This is a genomic window from Serratia sp. CoH_134_PS_4, from assembly GCF_058190535.1.
The window spans coordinates 227796-245665 of the sequence record NZ_JBXWKI010000008.1 but is presented as its reverse complement, the minus strand read 5'-3'; the positions used below and the strand labels follow the sequence as shown (position 1 = coordinate 245665).

Here is a 17870-nt window from a genome sequence, read left to right as displayed (position 1 = left end):
AATCGGTGGAGCTGCATGACAAAGTCATCGGGCATTATCTGAACATAAAACACTATCAATAAGTTGGAGTCATTACCCGCGAAATCTATGCGATTAAAGGCGGAATTAATCTTTTGATTCGAGGGTAATTGGGCAAACCACAAGGGAAATGAAAGTAAACAGTTACGAATAAAACGCGATACCAGCCCCGTCCAACCACGCCACATGAATCACACCTGAACGCATGAATACCAGGTGTACATTACTGTGAGGCAGGAAATACCAAACTAAAAACAATGTGGGCAGACATATCATATTCGTTGCAGCGAACGGTCGCCTTACCGCCATGCAGCGTCATGATTGCCCTGACGATGGCCAGCCCCAAACCACTGGCATGGTTACCGGCGCTGCGCGCAGCATCAGCACGGTAGAAACGATCAAACAGCTTATCCCGGTGTGCCGGTGCAATCGGTGGCCCCTGGTTAGTCACTTCAATCACGCATTCCCCCGTTGTTTGAGCGCTAACCCGCAACCCTATTTGGCTGTTTTCGTCGGCATAACGCACAGCATTAGACACCAGATTGCTCAAGGCACGCTGAAACAGCATGGCGTCTGCCAGCAAGTCCCCTTGTCCCTGACAAACCAACGTAATCCCGCGTTCCTCCGCCAAGCCTTCGAAATAGTCTGCCACCCGCTGCAACTCTTTCGCCACGTCGAGACGGCTATAGTTCAGCACCGCCTGCCCCTCACCGGCACGTGCCAGGAACAGAATGTTCTCCACCATACGGGAAATGCGTTCCAGTTCGTCCATGTTATTCGACAGTAGCGTTTCATACTCTTCCACACTGCGTGACTGATACAACGCCACCTGGCAATGCCCCATCAATGCCCCCACCGGGGTCCGAATTTCATGCGCCAAGTCGGCAGAAAACTGCGTCAGGCGCTGATAACCTTCGTTCAGGCGATCGAGCATGGCATTGAACGAACGGGTCAACTGTTGCAATTCCTTTGGTGCCCCTTGCTCACTCAGACGGGTCGACAGCGTATTTGGCGTTATCACTGCCGCCTGAGCCGCCATACGCCAGAGCGGTTGTAATCCGCGACGCATCACCCAATATCCCAGCAGCGCGATTAAGATAAATGCCACAACAACGGCCGCCACTATCCGCCAAAGATAACGGGCCAGCATCTTCTGTTCGTTTATCATCACGTGGGCTGCCGAGATTTGCAGCAAATTACCGTCTTCCAGTTTGATCAGCGCCGATGCGACCCGTAATGGCACACCTTGCGCCGTCTGCCCACTCTGCACCGCACTCACACGCTGGGGTGTATCAAGGGGCGTTGGAGTGATCGGCGGCAGAGTCAGTTTGGCGGGGTTCACATTGATTAACGGCTTCTTTCCCGGCTGTTGAAAAATTAGCACGTCCTGCTCGTTGCCCAACATATTTTCGAACAAGCCGGTATTCGCCGTCAGCCGCTCGATAGGGAAACGCTGGCTGAGCAAATTGCGGTAATACTCGACCCGTCCGGTGACCTGTAAATCGCTGCGGGTGATCATCTCCTGACGCATCGCACCGTACAGGTACCAACCCGCTCCGCTGACAACCAACGCCGCGACCAGCGCAAACAACATGGCACTACGAAGCGTCAGCGACAGCGCACGCCAGCGTTGGATGCGTATTTTCATGAGCGCGGCTCGCAAACGTAGCCAATACCGCGCACGCTGTGGATCAATTTGACGTCAAACGGCCGATCAATCTTTGCGCGCAGCCGCTTGATCGCCACGTCCACGACGTTGGTATCACTGTCAAAATTCATGTCCCACACCTGGGACGCGATCATGGTACGTGACAATACCTCGCCTTCCCGCCGTACCAGCAGGTGCAACAGCATAAATTCTTTGTTGGTCAGTGGAATCACCACATCTTGCCGCACGGCCTTACGCCGCAGAACGTCCAGCTGTAAATCGGCAATTGCGTAGTGGTCGGCTTCTCGCACCGTACCGCGGCGCAGCAACGTCCGCAGGCGCAGCACCAGCTCGGTGAAAGAAAAGGGTTTAATCAAATAGTCGTCAGCGCCCAACTCCAGGCCATGGATGCGATCCTGCACCCCATCGCGCGCGGTCAGAAACAGGATTGGCACGTCGCTTTTCTTGCGTAGAACCTCAATGATCTGCCAACCGTCCAACCCCGGCAGCATCACGTCGAGCACAATGGCGTCGTAAGCCTGTTCCAACGCCTGAAACAGGCCATCGGTACCGTTACGTGCCAAATCGACGCTGTATCCCGCCTCCGTCAGCCCTTTCTTCAGGTAATCGCCCGTGCTGATGTCGTCTTCAACCACCAGTATTCGCATTGTCATCGCCTCATTACACCAGCGGAAATACTAGCAGTTTCGGCGGACATTCTTGATGACATTAATGTCATCAAACAGACATGGTGCTGTCCCTATTGTTCAACCATGCTTAATCGGCAACCTTAACAGAGGAAAACTTTATGATTACCCGTCATCGTTTTGCCGGTTTGCTGCTGTCCACCCTCATGCTGTGTAGTGGGGCCGCAGGCGCGGCTCAAGCAACAGGCAAGGTCATTTCCCCACTGCGTGGCACTATCGACCAGGTTACCGACAGCAGCCTACAGGTCACCGACCGTAAAGGGGAGAAGGTCAGCGTTAAACTCAACGATCAAACCCGGGTGCTCAGCGTCTCGAAAGGCACCCTGGATGACATTAAACCGGATAGCTTTATCGGCACTGCGGCAGTACCACAACCGGACGGATCACTGAAGGCGCTGGAAGTCCACGTCTTCGCCGCCAGCCTGCGCGGTACCGGTGAAGGGCACTCCGCCTGGGAGTCTGCCGACGGCAAAGTCGATACCATGACCAACGGCACCGTTGGCAAGCTGGTTAAATCCAATGGCCGCACGCTGACCGTGACCTACGGTAACCAGCAGAAGACCGTTAACGTGCCGGAAGATGTGCCGATCGTCACCCTGGATCCCGGCGACCGCAGCCTGCTAAAACCCGGTGCACACATCGTGCTGTTTTCTGCCACGGACGACAAAGGCGAACGCGTCGCCACCCGTATTTCCGCCGGGAAAGACGGCACCGTTCCGCCGATGTAATTAGGTTGTGCCCCGCCATTGGCAATGTCATGACGGGGCACCGTCTAAGGAGTACATAATGAAAACCCCCGTACGGCGGCCGGTGCACCGCTGGCCAGTCCGCATCACCCATTGGGTTAACCTGTTCGCCATGGTTTGCATGTTTATGAGCGGCTGGGAGATCTACAACGCCTCACCCCTGTTCGGTTTCCGCTTCCCGCCGCTGGTCACACTTGGCGGTTGGCTGGGCGGCGCGATTGGCTGGCATCTGGCGGTCATGTGGCTTTTGGCCGGCAATGCGCTGTGCTATTTGCTGTGGAGCCTGTTCAGTGGCCATTTCCGTCATGACCTGTTGCCGCTCAGCGCCGGCGCACTGCGACAGGATATCTGGCAGGCGCTGACGCTACGGCTAACGCATCAGCATGGTCGTTATAACGCCATTCAAAAACTGATGTATCTCGGGGTGCTGGTTCTGGGACTGCTACTGGTGCTGTCCGGCCTGGCAATCTGGAAGCCGGTGCAATTACAAGGATTAGTGAGTCTGTTTGGTGGCTTTGACACGGCACGTTACGTTCACTTTTTTGCCATGTCCGGTATTGGCTTATTTGTGATCATTCACCTGTTGATGGTGATTATCGTGCCGCGCACGTTGTGGGCAATGATTACGGGTGGCAAACATGAATGATAAAAAACAACGGCCTTTAGCACCGACGCTGGAACCGGACCAAAAGAAACAGCTGGTCAATCTGCAACGCCGTCTGATGCTACGTTCGGGTCTGACGCTGGGCGGCATCGCCATGCTGACCGGTTGCAACCTCCAAGACGGGGACCAGGTGGATAACGTGTTGTGGGCCATGTCGCGCTGGAACGATCGGGTGCAGGCCTGGCTGTTTAACGGCCAAAAGCTGGCGCAAACCTATAGCCCGGAGCAAATTACCCATCCGTTCCCGTTTAACGCGTTTTACCCCGAGTACAACGTCCCAGAGGTGGATCTTGCCAGTTATCGTCTGGAAGTCTCCGGCAAAGTCGAGAAAACCGCCTCCTGGACACTCGAACAGTTGCAACGCTTGCCGCAGCAGAGCCAAATAACCCGCTTGATTTGCATCGAGGGGTGGAGCGCCATCGGTCAATGGGGCGGCGTGCCGCTGCGCAACTTTCTGCAGCATGTCGGCGCCGATCTGAACGCCCGCTATGTGGGTTTCAAATGCGCGGACCGTTATTACTCCAGTATCGACATGGCCACAGCGCTGCATCCACAAACCATTCTGGCGTTGGATTTCGCGGGTAAAGCACTGCCGGCCGATTACGGCTACCCGCTACGGCTGCGAGTGCCAACCAAGTTGGGATTCAAGAACGCCAAACATATCGCCGCCATTTTTGTCAGTGATACCAACCCCGGTGGCTACTGGGAAGATCAGGGTTATAACTGGTTTAGCGGAATTTAGTGTTCTGCGCGGCGCCGCGCAGAAAGCCGATTAGCCGATTAGCCGATTAGCCGATTAGCCGCATGAATTATACCTTTTCTGAACGTGAGTACCTATTCGTCGACGGGGTGGGTAAAACTATTATCGACTTCGGTATCCAATATCAAGCTAGGCTTGTTTTTAGCGTCCCCTTGAGACCGGCTTTGGCCAAAATCTATGATCAACTATTGAAAAAACACGCTCAAAGAGTACGGTATTTGTACAAAATGGAATTCATAAAGGACGGACTCTATGTCATCGAAATTTAACGCCTTGGAGCACGCGTTGGAGCCGGATTTTACCTCTCCAAGTATTAAAGAACAGCGCCTGAAAGCCATGCAAGCCTTCCATGAAGCCTGGTGGGAACAACGATGTCAGGAATGGCGTGAACGAGGCCAACTCGGTGAGCCAGGACCGGTCATCCATCATTACGATACCGCCAAGATGCCATAACCCCCGCCAGGGGGCTCTGTTTAGCTTCACTCTCCCGTCGTCATCAGCGTGATATCCGCCTGCAGGATTGCCTCCCGCGCCGTGGTGGGGAGATTGTCATCGGTAATAATGGCGTCAAACGCCGCGATCGGCAGCGCCAGGTAGGTGGCTATCTTGCCGTATTTGGAGGTGTCACTGAGCAGGATGCAGCGCCGGCTGGCGTCAACAATGGCTTTTTTCACCATCACCTTGTCTTCATTCGGCGTCGATAGGCCACGCATGCTCCATGACGAAGCGGAAATAAATGCCAGATCGATAAACAACCCGCGTAGTGCCTGCGCCGCAGCTTCACCGACACATGAACGGTTCTCGCGACAGACGGTACCGCCGGTATGAATGATCTTGCACTGGCTGTGCTCGATCAGGTAACCCGCAATCACAAAATCATTGGTGACGACCGTTAGATCGTCGCGATCGCTGATATGTTTCGCCAGCGCCAGCGTCGTGGTGCCTGCATCCAGATAGATACAACTATTGGGGGGGATCTGCCGGGCCGCCAATTGACCGATAGCCGCTTTCTGCTGGCTGTACATCCCTTCTTTGTCCTGATGCGACGGCTCTATCGCTACCCGTTCTGCGGACTGCACGCCGCCTGAAACCGCCAGAACTGCGCCCTGCTCCTCAAGCTTTTGCAGATCGCGGCGAATGGTCATATGCGACACACCCAACCGTTCGGTCAATTCAGCAATGCTGACTACCCCGCGTTCAGATACCAGCGCTAATATTTGCTGGTGGCGTTCTACAGGTATCACGATTCCCTCTCTTTGCCGCAGTGATAATAATTGTGATTTTACGTCAATTTTCGTTCTACGAAAGCGTCCTCTTTTCAGGTCGTGAGGCTGGTCATGCTATCAATAATATATTTTTAATAGTTAAAACAGTTGGATAACCCTCACTTTCATTTTACTTGGTCGGTGAGCCTGATTGATAATCTGTTAATAATTGTGATACCGATCGCTGACGCTGTCCAGATAAGCGCTTATATTTAACACAACAAAACAAATTATCACTAAAATTAACATGAGGTATGGCATGACACAGCCACGTGATTTTGCAGTTTGCATCGTTGGATTGGGTTCTATGGGAATGGGCGCAGCAAAGTCGTGCATTAACGCGGGGCTAACGACGTACGGTGTCGATCTTAACCCACAGGCGCTGACTGCATTACAGCAAGCCGGCGCCAAGCAAGCCGCTAACAACGCTGACGGTTTCGCGGCGGATTTGGACGCGGTATTACTGCTGGTGGTAAATGCCGTGCAGGTGAAACAGATCTTGTTTGGTGATAACGGCCTGGCAGCGAAGCTGAAGCCCAATACGCCGGTCATGGTGTCCTCCACCATTTCGGCCACCGACGCCAAAGAGATCGAACAACAGCTACGGGCACAGGGCCTGAACATGCTGGACGCCCCCGTTTCCGGTGGTGCGACGAAGGCCGCTGAGGGTCAAATGACCGTGATGGCATCTGGCGCGGAAACGACGTTCCGCCAGCTACAACCGGTTCTTGATGCGATTGCCGGCAAAGTTTATCGCATTGGCGAAGACATTGGCCTGGGAGCCACGGTGAAAATCATCCACCAGTTGCTGGCCGGTGTGCATATCGCCGCCGGTGCGGAGGCCATGGCGCTTGCGGCCCGCGCAGGCATCCCTCTGGACGTGATGTACGATGTCGTCACTCATGCCGCCGGCAATTCATGGATGTTCGAGAACCGCATGCAGCACGTGGTCGATGGTGACTATGCACCTAAATCAGCGGTGGATATTTTCGTGAAAGATCTGGGGCTGGTGACGGATACCGCCAAAGAACTGCATTTCCCGCTGCCCCTGGCTTCCACCGCCTTTAATATGTTCACCGCTGCCAGCAACGCCGGTTTTGGTAAAGAGGACGACAGCGCCGTGATCAAGATTTTCGCTGGTATAGATCTGCCGCAGAAAAAGGAGAACGCATAATGCTGCTCGGCGTCATCGCAGACGATTTTACCGGGGCCACCGATATTGCCAGTTTTCTGGTTGAAAACGGCCTATCCACCGTCCAGTTGAACGGGGTTCCACAGGATGATTTCCCCGTTGCGTCGCAGGCCGTGGTCATCAGCCTGAAATCTCGCTCCTGCCCTGCAGCACAGGCGATTGAACAGTCATTACAGGCGCTGGCTTGGTTACAACGCCAGGGATGCCAACAGTTTTACTTCAAGTATTGTTCGACCTTCGACAGCACCGCTCAGGGCAATATCGGCCCAGTGACGGATGCCCTACTTGATGCCCTGGGCGAAACCCAAACGGTGATATCCCCGGCGCTGCCGGTCAACGGCCGTACTGTGTATCAAGGGTATCTGTTCGTCTTGGATCAGCTGCTGTCGGAATCCGGTATGCGTCATCACCCAGTGACGCCGATGACCGACAGTAACCTGTTACGACTGATGGAAGCGCAGGCTCAGGGCCGCTGTGGGCTGGTGACAGCCGCAGAAATGGACCGCGGTGTCGGAATCATCACGGAGAAATTGCAGCAGTTAGCGCAGCAGGGTGTGCGATATGCCGTTCTGGATACGCTGAATGAACAACATTTACTAACTCAGGGTGCGGCGTTAAAAAATATGAAGCTGGTCACCGGGGGGTCTGGTCTGGCGATCGGCCTGGCACGTCAATGGGCGCAACCGGGGCAAGGTAACCCTCAGATTGCAGGTGCTCCGCAAGGGAAAAAAGCGGCGGTATTGTCCGGATCCTGCTCCACCATGACCAATCGGCAGGTCGCACGCTACCGTCAGCAAGCGGCAGCCAGGGCTATCGATGTCGCCCGTTGTCTCACCGAATCTGACCGTATGGCCTACGCAACAGAGCTGGCTGACTGGGCACAGCAGCATGTCGATGATCCACTGGCTCCGTTACTCTACGCCACCGCCGAACCGGAAACACTGCAACAGATACAGCAACAATACGGCATGGCCGCCGCCAGCCACGCGGTCGAATCGTTGTTCGCCACCGTGGTTAAACAGCTCCAGCAGCACGGCGTCTGTCGATTTATCGTTGCCGGCGGTGAGACTTCCGGCGTTGTGACGCAGGCGCTGGGCATTCGTGGTTTCCATATTGGCCCCTGTATTTCTCCTGGCGTCCCCTGGGTACGCGCCATTGATCAACCTGTCTCACTGGCCCTGAAATCGGGCAATTTTGGCGATGAAAACTTTTTCGCCCGCGCGCAAACGGAGTTCCCATTATGATGCAGACGACTGAACAGCAAGCGCGTGAAGAAATGGTGCGTCTGGGCGCTTCATTTTTCCAGCGAGGCTACGCCACCGGTTCCGCCGGCAACCTTTCACTGTTGTTGGCAGACGGCACGCTACTGGCAACCCCCACCGGTTCCTGCCTGGGTGAATTGCAGGCCGAACGCTTGTCGAAGGTCAGCCTGAGCGGCGAATGGCTGTCTGGTGATAAACCGTCAAAAGAGATCAGTTTCCACCGCGCGCTGTATTTGAATAACCCGGAGTGTAAAGCCGTGGTTCACCTGCATTGCACCTATCTCACCGCTCTGTCCTGCCTGCAGGGGCTGGACACAGAGAACGCCATTAAACCTTTCACACCCTATGTGGTGATGCGGGTCGGTAAGGTGCCGGTGGTACCCTATTATCGCCCAGGCGATCTCCGGCTGGCGGCAGACCTAGCCAAACTGGCACCGACACACCGCGCCTTTTTATTGGCCAATCACGGCCCGGTGGTAACAGGTAAGGATCTGCGGGCCGCGGCAGATAATACTGAAGAAATGGAGGATGCGGCGAAGCTGATTTTTACCCTCGGCAACCGTCCCATTCGTTATTTGACCGATGATGAAATTGCCGAGTTACGGAGCTGAACCATGCCTAAATTTGCTGCCAATTTATCAATGATGTTTAACGAGCTGCCGTTCCTTGAACGGTTCGAGGCCGCTGCAGACGAGGGATTCCATGCCGTGGAGTTTCTGTTCCCTTATGAATATCCGGCGGCGTTGCTGGCAGAAAAACTGCATCAGCACGGCCTGCAACAAGTCCTGTTCAATACCGCCCCTGGCAACGTCGATGCCGGTGAATGGGGGCTAGCCGCGGTACCCGGTCGTGAACAGGCGGCACGCGCGGATATCGATCGCGCACTGGCCTACGCCATCGCGCTGGGTTGCCCCAGCGTACACGTCATGGCCGGCGTGGTTCCCCCGGGAGAAGATTGGCAGCGCTATCGCGATACCTTCATAGAGAATATCCGCTACGCCGCCGATAGCTTCGCGAAACAGGGGATCAAGGTGTTGATCGAAGCGCTTAGCCCACAGGTTAAACCCAACTATCTGTTCTCCAGCCAGCATCAGGCGGCAGAACTGGTCGACGCCATCGACCGCCCAAACGTTTTCATTCAGTTTGATTTTTTCCATGCTCAGTTAGTGGACGGCAATATCAGCGGCCTCATGCGTTCATTGGCTGGCCGCTACGCCCATATTCAGATTGCATCGGTACCCGAACGCCATGAGCCGGACGACGGAGAGCTGAATTATCCCTGGTTGTTCGCACAGCTGGACCGCATCGGTTATGCCGGCTGGATTGGCTGCGAATACAAGCCGCGCGGCGATACCCGCGCCGGACTGGGTTGGATAAGGCCTTACCTGTAACAGGCCCCTCCTCCACACCTGCACAGCAACAACATAAAAATTAAACGCACCCGTATCGCCATCGGCGATCGCGGTGCCTGACGCTTACCCAATTAAAGGCTATCCCATGTCTACCTCTATGCTTTTGATGATTGCCGTATTCGGTGTCGTGCTGCTCTTGTTAATGGTGATCAAAGCCAAGATCCAGCCGTTTGTCGCCCTGCTGGTCGTAAGCTTGCTGGTGGCACTGGCCAGTGGCATCCCGACCGGTGAAGTGATGAAAGTCATGACCGCCGGAATGGGCGGCGTGCTGGGGTCGGTGACCATCATTATTGGCCTTGGCGCCATGCTCGGCAGAATGATCGAACACTCCGGTGGCGCTGAGTCGCTGGCCCAACGATTCAGTAAAGCGTTGGGACCGAAACGTACCATTGCCGCACTGACCATTGCTGCGTTTATTCTTGGCATCCCGGTCTTTTTCGACGTCGGCTTTATTATCCTGGCCCCTATCATCTACGGTTTTGCCAAGGTCGCTAAAGTTTCCCCGTTGAAATTCGGCCTGCCCATGGCCGGCGTGATGCTGACAGTACACGTTGCCTTGCCGCCACATCCCGGTCCGGTAGCTGCTGCCGGGTTATTGAATGCAGACATCGGCTGGCTGACTATCCTTGGCCTCGCCATTTGTATTCCGGTGGGCATTATCGGCTACTTCACCGCCAACCGGCTGAATCGCAAAAGCTATCCGTTGTCGATTGAGGTACTGGAACAGTTACAGTTAGCAGCCCCGGAACCCGCACCGGAAGGCAAAGCACCGTTAAGCGATCGCATTAACCCGCCAAGTGCCGGGCTGGTCGCCGCGCTGATCGTCATCCCCATTGCCATAATCATGCTGGGTACCGTTTCCGCCACGCTGCTCGAACCGGGCTTGGCACTGCGCGACACTCTGTCTCTGATCGGTTCTCCCGCGGTCGCGCTGATGATCGCCCTGCTACTGGCATTCTATTTTCTGGCGATACGCCGTGGCTGGAGCCTGCAACACACCAGCGACGTCATGGGAGGAGCACTGCCGACCGCTGCCGTGGTGATTCTGGTGACCGGCGCTGGCGGCGTGTTCGGCAAGGTTTTAGTGGAATCCGGCGTGGGCAAGGCATTGGCGGACGTTTTGACCACGATCGGGCTGCCGCTGATCCCCGCCGCATTCATCATCTCTCTCGCCCTGCGCGCCTCGCAGGGATCCGCCACTGTCGCTATCCTGACCACCGGCGGCTTGCTGTCAGAAGCAGTGAGCGGCTTGAACCCACTGCAGCTGGTCCTGGTGACGCTGGCGACCTGTTTCGGCGGGTTGGGGCTGTCGCATGTGAATGACTCCGGCTTCTGGATTGTCACCAAATACCTTGGTCTCTCCGTCGCCGACGGACTGAAAACCTGGACAGTGTTAACCACGATTCTCGGTCTTAGCGGTTTCCTGTTCACCTGGTTACTGTGGCTGGTCGTGTAATTTCTCTGGCATACTGCACAGACCGCCTTTGGCTCTGTGCAGGAAAAAATAATGACCCTTATTACGACCGCACCCCAGTTACTCACCGAACGCTTATGCCTTGATGCACATACGCTAGCCGACTTTGACTCGCTGGCCGCCATGTGGGCCGATCCTGATGTCGTGCGTTATATCGGTGGTACACCGAGGGACAAAGAAGACTCCTGGGGACGTCTGATGCGCTACGCCGGCCACTGGGCTCTGCTGGGTTATGGCTACTGGGCGGTGCGAGATAAAATCAGCGGTGCCTACCTGGGCGGTATCGGTTTCTCCGACTTCCAACGTGATATCACTCCGGCGCTCGATGCCCCCGAAATGGGCTGGACACTGGTGACGGCAGCCCACGGCAAAGGCTATGCGACCGAAGCACTGCGGGCCGCACTGGCCTGGGGGAAAACGCATTTACCGGGGGATAAGGCGGTGTGCATTATCTCACCGGAAAACCAACCCTCAGTGGCACTGGCAAAGAAGGTTGGCTTTAGCGAAAGTCACCGCAGTGAATACCATCAGAACCCGATACTGGTGATGCACTGCCCGTTATGACACCAGCGGTTATTCCACCGGCGCAGCCGCCAACGCAACCTGGATAAAGTTGTCCCGCAGCGCATCAGGCTGCTGCGGATTCCAGGCAATGCCGACTTGCCATTCGGTTTGTTCGCCGCTTAACGGCAGGATATCGATACCTGCCGGTGCAATATGCGTGACACTGTGCGGCAATAGGGCAACACCGATACCGGCAGCCACCAGGGCCAGCAACGTCTGGATATCACCTGCCTGCTGTACTACGTTCGGGGCCAGTTGATTAGCGGCAATAAAACGGAGCGACTGATCGCTCAAACCCCGCCCACGTTTTGGCGTTAGCTGCAATAATGGCAACGTATTGAACTGCTTCATCAGCGTCTCTGTCCGCAGCCCCAGGGCCGTCGGTGCTGCCAACACCAGCCGATCGCGCAGCAATGCGCTTGCCTGCAATGGCGCACTGACAGGCAACCGCACAAACCCGATCTGCAACTCGCCGTGCAATAACAGCTGATATTGCCGTTCAGAAGGCAAGTCTTCCAACCCTACGGCAACCTCGGGAAAGCGCCCGCGGAAAGACGCGACCAGTTGCGGTGCCAGATGAAAGCTGGACAAGCCAAACCCAATGGCCAGGCGCCCTGCCTCTCCCTTAACCACGCGTAATGCACGCTGTTGAAAGTGCATATGCTGCCCAACCAGCGTCTGTGCTTCTGGATAAAGCCGTTGCCCGCTGGCAGTCAGCTGCGCCCCTTGACGCCCCCGGTTAAACAGGCGGGCACCGAGCAACGCCTCCAATGCCTGAATCTGTTTGCTCAGTGCCGGTTGGGTAATGCAGAGCAACTCCGCCGCCAGGCGATAGTTGCCTTGCTCTGCCAGCACCACAAAGGCACGTAATTGTCGAATATCCATTCCACTAGGTTATCAAATAAAGAATTTAATTGATTATACCGTAATCAATCACTTTGCTGTAATCAACGCAAGACAACAGCGAAAAGGTAACCCTATGACCACCTCTCTGCGCGCCGCCACGGTGCAATTCCACCATCGTGCCAACGATAAAAACTACAACCTGTCAGTGATTGAAGGCTTTATCGCCCAAGCCGCTACCGAACACATTCAGGTACTGGTCTTTCCAGAAATGTGCATTACCGGCTATTGGCATGTACGACACCTCAGTGACGGCGAAATTGCCGCACTGGCGGAACCGATAGCCACCAGCCCTTCCCTGGCGCGAATCCGTCCACTGGCAGAACGCTACAACATGGCAATCGGCGTCGGGCTGATTGAACAGGGCGAAGAGGGTAAGTATTACAACGCTTACGCCGTCTGCTTGCCTGACGGCACACTTCACGTTCACCGCAAACTGCATGCCTTTGAGCATCCAGCCATAGCCAGCGGCGACAGTTTTACCGTTTTTGATACGCCATGGGGTGTGCGGATGGGGGTACTCATCTGCTGGGACAATAACCTGGTGGAAAACGTACGTGCGACGGCACTGTTAGGCGCAGAGGTATTATTGGCGCCGCACCAAACGGGCGGTACCCATTCACGCAGTCCGCACGGTATGAAGCCGATCCCACTGGAGCTTTGGCAACAGCGACTGGAAAACCCAGCGGCGATAGAAGCGGCTTTCCGTGGTGAACATGGCCGTGGTTGGTTGCTACGCTGGTTACCGGCGCGCGCGCATGACAATGGCCTGTTTGTTTTATTTAGCAACGGTGTGGGGCGTGATGATGACGAAGTGCGCACTGGCAACGCGATGATTCTCGACCCTTACGGCCGTATTCTGGCAGAAACCTGGGTAGCCGAAAATAAAATGGTTATAGCCGAACTCGATCTTTCCCTTATCCCGCTCAGCACCGGACGCCGTTGGATCCATGGCCGCCGGCCTGCACTGTATGAAATACTCACGCAACCCCAAGGTTACGAACGTGATGCCCGCAGTGCGCGCTTTTCATCAGAGCCGGGGCAGAAACTGGGTAAGTAACCCAACCCGAACAACAGGTAAAAAAAATCCGCCCGAAGGCGGATTTTTATCTGATGCGGCCAATTGCGCCACATGCTCATGCCCGTAGGCATGGAGAAGTCTTAGAAACGGTAGCCTACGCCAACGCTCCAGATACCAACGTCAACACTGCGGATACGGCTCTGCTCGTAACCTACATCCAGAGCAACGTCCTGGATTGGGTTGAACTGCAGGCCAGCACCGTAGGTGAAGCCGTAGTCGCTGTTGCCGTTACGGTCAGTGCCGTTCTGAGCGTTGTCGATGTTTTTGCCGTAGCCAACACCGATCACACCGTAGATGCTTGCCCAGTCGTTGAAGCGGTAAGCTGGACCGGCAGTGATAGAATCGTACTGTGATTTACCGTAGTAACCGTTCTCAGAACCGTTCTTTTCCACGTGGGTAAAGGAACCGATCACACCCAGTGGGTTGTTATCGAACTCGTAACGATACTTCAGGTTGAAACCGTCGGCTTTGTTAGCAACGCCTTGGAGATCACCCTGCGCATAGCCAGCGGATACGGTGCTCTGACCAGCGAATGCGGTACCTGCGGTTACTGCTAATACACAGGCTGCTACTGCGGAAAGACATGCAATTTTTTTCATAACCACCTCAAACGCGTTATATTTTTAAGTAAATCCATTTGTTCATGCATTGAAAATATAGCAAAAATTAGCGTGAAACTCTGCCTTAAAATGAGTGTCTAATGCTTTATATCGTGTAACATTAGATTTCAAGAACAGTGTATCTTCTTCTTTTCGCTCTATTTTCGGGCCGTATTCTACTCGTTTCTGTGACAACAATCACCTATTTAATATCCAGACGATTCCTAAAAAATGCGCATTTTATGCGCAAAAGAACCAGCATCTAACCCCAGAGCTGGCACTTTTCTCCGTTGCATACGCATTTCTCAGACACATTTACCTCATTTCATTTACACTGCCGTCATCCGAATATCGATAGTCTTCCCACCTGGTGGGAAACGCATAAAAGGCTCTAAAGGATGTCCTCGTCTGCAACTGCTAAAGCGTCTTCCACGCTGCTGCCTATCTGCTTGCTCATCATCGCCATGGTGTCTATCCAGACCGGTGCGTCGTTGGCCAAAAGCCTGTTTCCATTGGTCGGTGCAGAAGGCATCACCACGTTGCGCTTGAGTATTGGCACACTGATCCTGTTTATTATCTTCCGCCCATGGCGCATGCGCTTTGCCGCCGGTAGCCGCCTGCCCTTGTTCATCTATGGCCTGACATTGGGGGCGATGAATTATCTGTTTTATCTTTCTTTGCGCACCCTGCCACTGGGTATCGCCGTCGCGTTGGAGTTCACCGGCCCCTTGGCGGTCGCCATGTTCTCCTCACGCCGCGCGATCGATTTTTTATGGGTCATACTGGCGGTGGCCGGGCTCTGGTTCTTGCTGCCACTGGGCCATAACATAGAGAGTATCGATCCCTTAGGTGCCGCCTGCGCATTAGGCGCAGGTGCCTGCTGGGCGGTCTACATTATCTGCGGCCAGAAAGCGGGGGGTGACCACGGCCCTGGGACCGTGGCGGTCGGGTCGCTGATCGCAGCGGCGGTATTCTGCCCAATAGGGGCCTGGCAAGCAGGTAGCGCGCTACTGAACATCGATATTCTGCCCATTGCATTGGCCGTGGCAATCTTATCCACCGCGCTGCCTTATTCGTTGGAGATTATCGCGTTACCCAGGCTCCCGGCTCGCACCTTCGGCACCTTGATGAGTCTGGAGCCCGCGCTGGCAGCACTGTCGGGGATGTTGTTCCTCAATGAACACCTGACTACGGTGCAGTGGTTGGCGTTAGGTGCAATCATTGCGGCGTCAATGGGGGCGACCCTGACCATCAAGCCAAAACCACAGATCGAGAGCTTGTCTTAAAAATCAACAACGCCTGCATTTTCCAACAGCGGAATGCAGGCGGGTTAACTGTTTTCGCACAGGTAAGCAGGCATACTTTTCCCCGCAGTCCCCCCACGCGTTTATGGAACCAAACCCAGCAGGGTTTACCACATGGAGAATTAAAGTGATTTATAACACGCTGTTTAACCCACGCTACGGGCGTGGGCTGTCACCTGTTTTGATCAAGACCCTCACCGCGCTTCGTCAATATGACCTGCCTGCCCTGACATTGGGACGGCATGACATAGAGGGTGACAAGATCTTTATGGACGTAATGACGTTAACCACAGGATTAGCGGAAACTCAGCATGCAAAGCTTCACCATAACTATGCCGACATTCATTTACTCATCAGCGGTGAAGAGCGCATTGATTATGGTATGCCCGGCGATTGGCAAAGCGAGTTACCCTATGACGATGCTCAGGATACCCATCGTGTGAGCATCTCACACCACCGCCAAACACTCGCCATGTTCCCCGGCGCGTATGCGCTATTCTTTCCCCATGAACCGCATAAGACCGGCTGTCAGTTGAACGCACCAACACCGATCAAAAAAGCGGTGGTGAGGGTGCATTACACGCTGCTGATCTAATCAAGGGCTGGCCGACTGCGTTGGTTCTGGCCATGTTCTATTCGTGAAAACCCGCGCATTCGTTTGCTGCAATGGCGGCATTTAAAGGGGCAAGTTGCGAATAAAGCTTTTGGTCTGCCCCGGTGAACGCAACCGGATAAAGCGGATATGTTGGTACTGGCTATTGTTCATGTCGGCAAGGTAGCCGCGACGGTTTTTACGGTAGGTTTTAATGGTCCACAAAACGATTGACTCTCGACTGAAAAAAGACCGACGAAAGCTTTCGCGGTTTCCCGTACCTGGCCACAGCTCGGTGCCTAGCCATGCGCGGGTGACGGCACGACGAACGGCCTGGTACAGGGTACGGCAGAACCCGTAGTCCACCCACACCACCCAATCAACGCTATCCCATTTTACCGCTTTCGTTCGACTATAATTGCCGTCGAGTACCCACCCGCTTTCCGCCACAGCCAACGCCTGCGTTACTCGCGCGATAAACACGTCATCGGGTGTACCTTGCCAGTCAGAACGCCAAAACAGCGTATCAAGCTCGATGTAAGGCAGCACAAGCTTTTCAGCCAACTGACGTGCTAGCGTGCTTTTGCCACTGCCACTGGTTCCAACGACATTGATTTTCATACGCGTGCAGCTCTGTAATTAAGGCAGAATATTTTAGCCAGATACGATTAGCCTATCAATATGAATTAACGGCCATTTTATTGATAGCAAACTGGCTCATTAACCCGAAAACGTCGGCATTGAGAATGAAAATTATCGCGGAGATACAACCGATTTTAAAATAATTGCATGGCGTAACTAAAAACAGAAGCGAGTAAAAATATTTCACATACATTACAACGCATTAAAATAAAAAACACATTAACAAATTAAGTCTACCCCGCTTAAGGTTAATATTCAATTCGTTAAAACCTATTTATTCCATCGTTATTTTCCCCCTGCAAAATACGTCATCACTGCTATAATTTCTCTCGTGGAAAAAATAGGACAATAACCCATCAAGAGGATATCTGATATGAGTACCGCTAAACTGGTTAAAACGAAATCTTCTGACCTGCTTTATACACGTAATGATATGGACGAAAAAACCAAGCTGGAGGCCATCAAGGCGTTGAACCGTCAGGTTATCCAGTTTATTGACCTGTCGTTGATCACCAAACAGGCCCACTGGAACATGCGTGGTGCTAACTTTATTGCCGTGCATGAAATGCTCGACGGGTTCCGCACTGCGATCATCGATCACCAGGACACTTTTGCCGAACGTATCGTGCAATTGGGCGGCGTAGCCTTGGGTACAGTCCAGGTGGTAAACGATAAAACCCCACTGAAAAGCTATCCAACCAACATTCATAGCGTACAGGAACACCTGAAAGCGCTGGCCGATCGTTACGGCGACGTCGCAAATGACATTCGCAAAGCCATCACAGAGGTCGAAGACGAAGATACTGCCGATATGTTTACTGCAGCATCCCGAGATCTGGACAAGTTCCTGTGGTTTATCGAATCCAACATAGAATAAGCCACTTAAAAATCGACAATTACGGCCCGCGTAGCGTGCCTGAACAGGCTGCGGGCTTTGCCCCAGCCTGTTTTTCTTTTATTTATGCCGCTTGAATTGCTCAAAAAATCGCCCATAGTAAATACATTGAGGGCGTAGCGGCTCTGTCAATGTGAGGCCA

Annotated in this window: 21 protein-coding genes; 14 read left to right on the top strand and 7 right to left on the bottom strand. The window is 54.2% G+C overall.

The window, feature by feature from the left end; all coding sequences use genetic code 11:
* From AC2FCQ_RS14980 to AC2FCQ_RS14970, 3 genes are all read right to left on the bottom strand, one after another.
* Positions 1 to 206: hypothetical protein (locus tag AC2FCQ_RS14980; RefSeq protein WP_490326113.1), on the bottom strand; the 206-nt coding region annotated here is incomplete at its 3' end.
* Between the two features lie 35 nt (positions 207 to 241).
* Complete coding sequence (locus tag AC2FCQ_RS14975) at positions 242 to 1666, bottom strand: heavy metal sensor histidine kinase (protein WP_490308515.1); 1425 nt, start codon at positions 1664 to 1666, stop codon at positions 242 to 244.
* Positions 1663 to 2334 carry a heavy metal response regulator transcription factor gene (locus AC2FCQ_RS14970; protein WP_209632374.1) on the bottom strand — a complete coding sequence of 224 codons (672 nt, stop codon included), beginning with the start codon at positions 2332 to 2334 and terminating at the stop codon, positions 1663 to 1665. Before AC2FCQ_RS14970 ends, AC2FCQ_RS14975 begins: the two co-directional genes overlap by 4 nt.
* Before the next feature lie 140 nt (positions 2335 to 2474).
* Between AC2FCQ_RS14970 and AC2FCQ_RS14965 the strand changes: the two genes are divergently transcribed.
* The 4 genes from AC2FCQ_RS14965 (at position 2475) to AC2FCQ_RS14950 (ending at position 4996) form a co-directional block, all read left to right on the top strand.
* Entirely contained in the window at positions 2475 to 3101 is a 627-nt protein-coding gene (locus tag AC2FCQ_RS14965) for a hypothetical protein (protein ID WP_490308516.1), read from the top strand.
* Positions 3102 to 3159: 58 nt separating this feature from the next.
* Positions 3160 to 3765 (top strand): cytochrome b/b6 domain-containing protein, encoded by a 606-nt coding sequence (locus AC2FCQ_RS14960; protein WP_209632372.1) that lies wholly within the window; start codon positions 3160 to 3162, stop codon positions 3763 to 3765.
* Entirely contained in the window at positions 3758 to 4525 is a 768-nt protein-coding gene (locus AC2FCQ_RS14955; RefSeq protein ID WP_209632371.1) for a molybdopterin-dependent oxidoreductase, read from the top strand. Before AC2FCQ_RS14960 ends, AC2FCQ_RS14955 begins: the two co-directional genes overlap by 8 nt.
* A 270-nt stretch (positions 4526 to 4795) precedes the next feature.
* The gene (locus AC2FCQ_RS14950; RefSeq protein ID WP_209632370.1) at positions 4796 to 4996 is read left to right on the top strand and encodes a hypothetical protein; all 201 of its coding nucleotides are present in this window, start codon (positions 4796 to 4798) and stop codon (positions 4994 to 4996) included.
* 26 nt (positions 4997 to 5022) lie between these two features.
* On the opposite strand, the gene ygbI is transcribed toward AC2FCQ_RS14950, so the two are convergent.
* Positions 5023 to 5787 (bottom strand): DNA-binding transcriptional repressor YgbI, encoded by a 765-nt coding sequence (ygbI, locus tag AC2FCQ_RS14945; protein ID WP_209632369.1) that lies wholly within the window; start codon positions 5785 to 5787, stop codon positions 5023 to 5025.
* Between the two features lie 280 nt (positions 5788 to 6067).
* On the opposite strand from ygbI, the gene ltnD reads away from it, so the two are divergent.
* The 6 genes from ltnD to AC2FCQ_RS14915 all read left to right on the top strand — a co-directional run bounded on the left by ltnD (position 6068) and on the right by AC2FCQ_RS14915 (position 11712).
* Positions 6068 to 6982 (top strand): L-threonate dehydrogenase, encoded by a 915-nt coding sequence (gene ltnD / locus AC2FCQ_RS14940; protein WP_490308517.1) that lies wholly within the window; start codon positions 6068 to 6070, stop codon positions 6980 to 6982.
* Positions 6982 to 8244 (top strand): 3-oxo-tetronate kinase, encoded by a 1263-nt coding sequence (otnK, locus tag AC2FCQ_RS14935; RefSeq protein ID WP_245209671.1) that lies wholly within the window; start codon positions 6982 to 6984, stop codon positions 8242 to 8244. The genes ltnD and otnK overlap by 1 nt, the downstream gene beginning before the upstream one ends.
* A complete protein-coding gene (gene otnC, locus AC2FCQ_RS14930; RefSeq protein ID WP_209632367.1) occupies positions 8241 to 8873 on the top strand; it encodes a 3-oxo-tetronate 4-phosphate decarboxylase in 633 nt (210 codons plus the stop codon). Before otnK ends, otnC begins: the two co-directional genes overlap by 4 nt.
* Positions 8874 to 8876: 3 nt before the next feature.
* On the top strand, positions 8877 to 9653 hold the full coding sequence (gene otnI, locus AC2FCQ_RS14925; protein WP_490308518.1) for a 2-oxo-tetronate isomerase: 777 nt from the start codon (positions 8877 to 8879) through the stop codon (positions 9651 to 9653).
* A 106-nt stretch (positions 9654 to 9759) separates the two neighbouring features.
* Positions 9760 to 11130 (top strand): GntP family transporter, encoded by a 1371-nt coding sequence (locus AC2FCQ_RS14920; RefSeq protein WP_265556347.1) that lies wholly within the window; start codon positions 9760 to 9762, stop codon positions 11128 to 11130.
* A 51-nt stretch (positions 11131 to 11181) separates the two neighbouring features.
* Entirely contained in the window at positions 11182 to 11712 is a 531-nt protein-coding gene (locus tag AC2FCQ_RS14915; RefSeq protein WP_490308519.1) for a GNAT family N-acetyltransferase, read from the top strand.
* A 9-nt stretch (positions 11713 to 11721) separates the two neighbouring features.
* On the opposite strand, the gene AC2FCQ_RS14910 is transcribed toward AC2FCQ_RS14915, so the two are convergent.
* The gene (locus AC2FCQ_RS14910; RefSeq protein ID WP_209632363.1) at positions 11722 to 12597 is read right to left on the bottom strand and encodes a LysR family transcriptional regulator; all 876 of its coding nucleotides are present in this window, start codon (positions 12595 to 12597) and stop codon (positions 11722 to 11724) included.
* A gap of 94 nt (positions 12598 to 12691) precedes the next feature.
* Between AC2FCQ_RS14910 and AC2FCQ_RS14905 the strand changes: the two genes are divergently transcribed.
* Positions 12692 to 13675 carry a nitrilase family protein gene (locus tag AC2FCQ_RS14905; RefSeq protein WP_404760041.1) on the top strand — a complete coding sequence of 328 codons (984 nt, stop codon included), beginning with the start codon at positions 12692 to 12694 and terminating at the stop codon, positions 13673 to 13675.
* 101 nt (positions 13676 to 13776) lie between these two features.
* Here AC2FCQ_RS14905 and ompX read toward each other — a convergent pair whose 3' ends face one another.
* Complete coding sequence (gene ompX, locus AC2FCQ_RS14900; protein ID WP_209632361.1) at positions 13777 to 14295, bottom strand: outer membrane protein OmpX; 519 nt, start codon at positions 14293 to 14295, stop codon at positions 13777 to 13779.
* 398 nt (positions 14296 to 14693) lie between these two features.
* Between ompX and rhtA the strand changes: the two genes are divergently transcribed.
* On the top strand, positions 14694 to 15581 hold the full coding sequence (gene rhtA / locus AC2FCQ_RS14895) for a threonine/homoserine exporter RhtA (RefSeq protein WP_209632360.1): 888 nt from the start codon (positions 14694 to 14696) through the stop codon (positions 15579 to 15581).
* Positions 15582 to 15726: 145 nt separating this feature from the next.
* Positions 15727 to 16194: an N-acetylneuraminate anomerase gene (gene nanQ, locus AC2FCQ_RS14890; protein ID WP_404760042.1), complete on the top strand. Its 468-nt coding sequence runs from the start codon at positions 15727 to 15729 to the stop codon at positions 16192 to 16194.
* 81 nt (positions 16195 to 16275) lie between these two features.
* On the opposite strand, the gene AC2FCQ_RS14885 is transcribed toward nanQ, so the two are convergent.
* Positions 16276 to 16812, bottom strand: a complete 537-nt coding sequence (locus tag AC2FCQ_RS14885) for a P-loop NTPase family protein (protein ID WP_209632358.1) — start codon at positions 16810 to 16812, stop codon at positions 16276 to 16278.
* Between the two features lie 394 nt (positions 16813 to 17206).
* On the opposite strand from AC2FCQ_RS14885, the gene dps reads away from it, so the two are divergent.
* Complete coding sequence (dps, locus tag AC2FCQ_RS14880) at positions 17207 to 17710, top strand: DNA starvation/stationary phase protection protein Dps (RefSeq protein WP_209632357.1); 504 nt, start codon at positions 17207 to 17209, stop codon at positions 17708 to 17710.
* Positions 17711 to 17870 lie beyond the last annotated feature (160 nt).